Origin of the sequence: Alteromonas portus (assembly GCF_005117025.1) — a bacterium.
Taxonomy (GTDB): Bacteria; Pseudomonadota; Gammaproteobacteria; order Enterobacterales; family Alteromonadaceae; genus Alteromonas; species Alteromonas portus.
Genome location: NZ_SWCO01000015.1, coordinates 1 through 4,232, shown reverse-complemented (window position 1 = coordinate 4,232; position 4,232 = coordinate 1). Strand labels below are relative to the sequence as shown.

Annotated in this window: 3 protein-coding genes and 1 pseudogene; 2 read left to right on the top strand and 2 right to left on the bottom strand. The window is 53.7% G+C overall.

What is annotated here, in order from left to right:
• Positions 1-74 precede the first annotated feature (74 nt).
• Positions 75-1,645 (top strand): IS3 family transposase gene (locus E5672_RS19600; RefSeq protein WP_420809580.1). Its coding sequence is split into 2 segments (ribosomal slippage): positions 75-537 and positions 537-1,645, totalling 1,572 coding nucleotides; the frame shifts between segments, so codons are not numbered across the junction.
• Here E5672_RS19600 and E5672_RS20060 read toward each other — a convergent pair.
• Both E5672_RS20060 and E5672_RS19590 read right to left on the bottom strand, forming a co-directional pair.
• Positions 1,618-1,926, bottom strand: a complete 309-nt coding sequence (locus E5672_RS20060; protein ID WP_136783858.1) for a transposase — start codon at positions 1,924-1,926, stop codon at positions 1,618-1,620. The two genes, E5672_RS19600 and E5672_RS20060, sit on opposite strands and share 28 nt — an antisense overlap.
• Positions 1,927-2,021: 95 nt before the next feature.
• Positions 2,022-2,792: pseudogene (locus E5672_RS19590) on the bottom strand (IS110 family RNA-guided transposase); the annotation flags it as partial.
• 359 nt (positions 2,793-3,151) lie between these two features.
• On the opposite strand from E5672_RS19590, the gene E5672_RS19585 reads away from it, so the two are divergent.
• Entirely contained in the window at positions 3,152-3,676 is a 525-nt protein-coding gene (locus E5672_RS19585) for a GNAT family N-acetyltransferase (protein WP_136783856.1), read from the top strand.
• The last annotated feature ends 556 nt before the right edge of the window (positions 3,677-4,232 follow it).

Genomic DNA, 4,232 nt, shown 5'->3' with positions numbered 1-4,232 from the left:
CCCCCTGTGTCAGGATAGATGTCGCGCTCACTTTCCAACCAATAGTGTATCAGGGGGCGGTCATAGAGTGAGCAATGCCGCGATACAACGAGGGCTTTAAGGAGCGGGCAGTCCAGATGATGATGCCGCCGAGCGCTAAATCCGTAGCGGAAGTCAGCCGAGAGACCGGAGTTTCAGAGCCAACCCTGTACAATTGGCGAAATCAATTTCGAGAACAGGGTGTGGCCGTGCCAGCTGATCCAAAGAACCCCGAGCACTGGAGCGGGGAAAGTAAATTCGCCGTAATCCTTGAGACTGCAGCGCTGAATGAGGCCGAGCTTGCGGAGTACTGCCGCCAGAAAGGGCTCTACGTAGAGCAGATACAGCGCTGGCGTGAGGCTGCGATAGCCGGGGCGGGCAATCGTGACCAACTGTCCGCTGAAGAGCGCCGGGACCTGCAAAAAGAGCGCAAGAAAGCCCGCAAGCTAGAGAAGGAGCTCAAGCGTAAAGAGAAGGCGCTAGCGGAGGCCGCCGCGCTACTGGTGCTACAAAAAAAGGCCCAGGCCATCTGGGGGGAAAGCGAGGACGAATGATCGCCTCGGAAGACCGCCAGGTGGCGATCGAGCTAATCGAGGAAGCGGTGACGGCTGGGGCCGCCCGGTACAAGGCTTGCGCGGTATTAGACCTCACCGTACGTACTCTGCAGCGCTGGAAGAGAGCGTTACAGAAAGGAGATCTGGCCGATCACCGCAAGCGCGCGGCCCAGTCACGTACGCCAGACAACAAGCTCACTGCTGAGGAGCGGCAAAGGATACTGGATGTCTGCAACCAGCCGGAATATCGCAGTTTGCCGCCTTCACAGATAGTCCCGGCACTGGCGGACAAGGGGATATACATCGCCTCGGAGTCCAGCTTCTACCGCGTGTTGCGAGAAGCGGATCAACTGCACCGGCGAGGCAAGGCGGAGACGCCACGTAGCGTCGCTAGACCTAAGGGGTACTTGGCAGAGCGTCCAAATCAGGTGTGGAGTTGGGATATTACGTTTCTTGCGTCGAGTGTCAGAGGTGTCTTCTACCGGCTGTACCTGATACTCGATATCTTCAGCCGCAAAATTGTTGGTTGGGAGGTGCATGCTGATGAGTCGTCGGAACACGCCAGCACGCTGATCCGCAAAGCACAACTTGCGGAAGGCGTGGTAAAGAAGGGGCTGGTGCTGCACTCGGATAATGGAGGGCCGATGAAGGGAGCCACTATGTTGGCCACCCTGCAGAAGCTCGGTGTGGTAGCGTCGTTTAGCCGCCCCTCGGTGAGCAATGACAACCCGTACTCTGAGAGCCTGTTTAGAACCTTGAAATATGGGCCGAGCTATCCAAGCAAACCGTTCGAGAGTATCAGCGCAGCGAGAGAGTGGGTGCATGGCTTCGTGCAATGGTACAACAATATGCATCGCCACAGTGCTATCCGTTTTGTTACGCCAAGCCAGCGCCATAGCGGTGAGGAGGTCTCACTGCTAGAGCGCCGTCATGCAGTGTATGAGGATGCAAAACAGAGAAACCCAAAGCGGTGGCCAGGCCGCACCAGAAACTGGAATCCAGTGGGTGGCGTATGGCTGAATCCTTCGCCTGAAGATCAGGCCTCTCAGGAGGTGAAATTAGAGGCAGCGTAATCGAGTGATCGCGACATCTTCTTTGACAAACACCGGGTCTGCGGTACCTGCAGCTCCAGCTCTCCCACACGGGTACGCATGCGCTTGGGCTTGAAGCCGTTGGCGTGGCCTCTACGCCCCTCTGAGCGCTCGTAGGCAGCGGCACCCAAGTACTGCTCTCGCTCTATCAGCATCAGCTCGTTGAGCAGCACTTCCAGAGCTGAAGCCAGGCCATCAAATCCTTGCTCGGATAGGATTTCAGCCATAGCGGTAATTGCGGTATTCTCATTGTCGCAGGTCACGGTTATTTCCTTTTGTGGACTGAACGTTTGGCGACAATCAGTCTAACCGTGGCCTGCTCCTAAATCATGTACAGGCGAATTTACAGAAGGGATGGTGCACTACCTATTTGGTGCCGCCCACCACGTATTCGGCGAACGCCTTGATAACGGCCGCTCTCTCGGTTGATTGGTGCCACCCCGACTAGCGCGGCGATCTCTTTGTTGTTCAGGGTGCCCAGTTCTGGTAGGTCGCTGAGCAGCGTGTAGGCCATAACTTTACCGACACCGGGTACGCTTTGGAGAATTTCGTTTTTCTCTCTCCACTCGTCGGTTTGGGCGATCATGCCATCAAGGGCTTCGTCGATTTTTTCGATCTGCGCTTTGATGGTTTTCAGCATGGCGTTGATACTGACACGCAGCTCTTTAGGCATGATGGATAGACGATTTTTCTCCATTGTCTGCATCTCCATCAGCTGCCGGCGGCGAGCCAGTAAGTCACTGATTTTTCTCTCGTTTTCTGGTGCGATAGAAGTTTGCCCGGGCTTAATGCTGTCGCCAAAATGGGTGATCAGCTGAGCATCGATTTTGTCTGTTTTCGCGAGCTGCCCAATGGCGCCAGCAAACCGTCGTACATGAAGAGGATTGGCGACCACTACAGGTAAATTCTGTTTGGCTGCGGCGAACACGAAGGTGTGTTCCAGGCGACCTGTGGCTTCAATAACGATACGTGTCGGCTGATGTGCTTTGATTCGCTTGATGGCTTCACGAACCCCCTTCGCATCATTGCTGACGGTAAAGTATTCGCCGACAGGGCGGATATAGATATCGAGCTGGGTCTTGCCGGTATCAATGCCGACATTGATTTCATTGTCTTGTGAGATATTCATTGGTAAGTTAACTCTTGCTTGCTATACGAGCTCGAGGCCCTGATGACTATTCGAGTTGTTACTTAGAGTTTATGCGGCGTTCCCACTTGTTAACGGTCTCTCGACAGAGGAGCCAGGCAGGCATCGAACTACCGCATAAAAGGCCTCTGGTTGCAGCCAGAGGTGGGCCTCAATTTTGCCCGTTTTGGGGAGCATGTACACCATACAAGCCGGGCAGTTTGCTCCAGGCCTTCGGCCCTCCGCGGGACAGCTTACCTTATGCATGTTTTGCGCAGGTCGCTGCGCTCCCATTTTTGCGCAAAACACGCACAAGGCAAGCTGCCCCTGCCGGCGGCGTTACGTGCCACTGAGAATCGAGCATGGAAGTAAAATTAGTTTCTGTAAGTGATGCAGCTCTGCTTTCAAAATTTTACGAGGAAAATGAAGCGCACTTGAGCGCTTGGGAACCTAGCAGAGAGGGTGGCTATCATTCCGTAACGGCTTGGGAGCAGCGCTTGGAGGAGTGGAGTTCGGAGAAACTAAATGGAAATTCGGCACATTTTGTTTTAACCGAACCAAATCAGCTCAAAATTATTGCTATTTGTTCCCTCACAAATATTGTGAAAGGTCCGTTTATGGCATGCAATATGGGTTACGCAGTAGCCCAGAAATATGAAGGCAAAGGTTTCATGAAGTTCCTGTGCCAAAAAACCATAGATTATGCGTTCAAAGAACTATCGCTAAATCGCATAATGGCAAACTATATGCCTAGCAATTATAGATCCGCCAAGTTACTAGAAAGTCTTGGCTTCACTAAAGAGGGTGAGGCTAAGCGGTATCTAAAAATAAATGGGTGCTGGGAGGATCATGTTCTTACATCTCTCCTCAGTCCCGGCAACACGTAACAAAGCGCTGCAGGCCGACGGCCAACTTTGTGGTGCGCCGAGCAAAGCTCAGGCGCAGGGGATGTTGATCGACAAGGAGGATGATTAACGGAAACTGTGCGTTGGTTTCCCGTGGGTGCAAGTCCCACCCGGGCAAGGCTGGTCCCCACCCGGAAGCGAGTCTTGGACTGCGCACGGCGACGTTCGCGGTTAAGCGTAGACAGCGAGTCAGTAGGCCACGGTGATTGAGCACCGAAATAGGCAAATCGTGGGAGCCGACGTTTTCACAAAGACGGAAGGCTATAACCATACTCTGTATCGACCTGGAGTATTGGCTCACCGGTGTCGAAGAGCCTGGCATGCTGGCAAGGAAACCCTGGGAACTCGGGAGGTCTGTTTTGTTCCTTGGTGACAACCACCTATGGCCGGTGGTTAATAAATTGGCCCATCGCAGTCAGGTGCCGGATTGTGATAACGGAATTTCAGGCACCAAACCAAGGTACCGCGGCCGAACGATAAAAAGGACGTCCGCGAGAAGATAAAGCAGAAATCGGAGCTTTCCATAGTACCGTTGAAG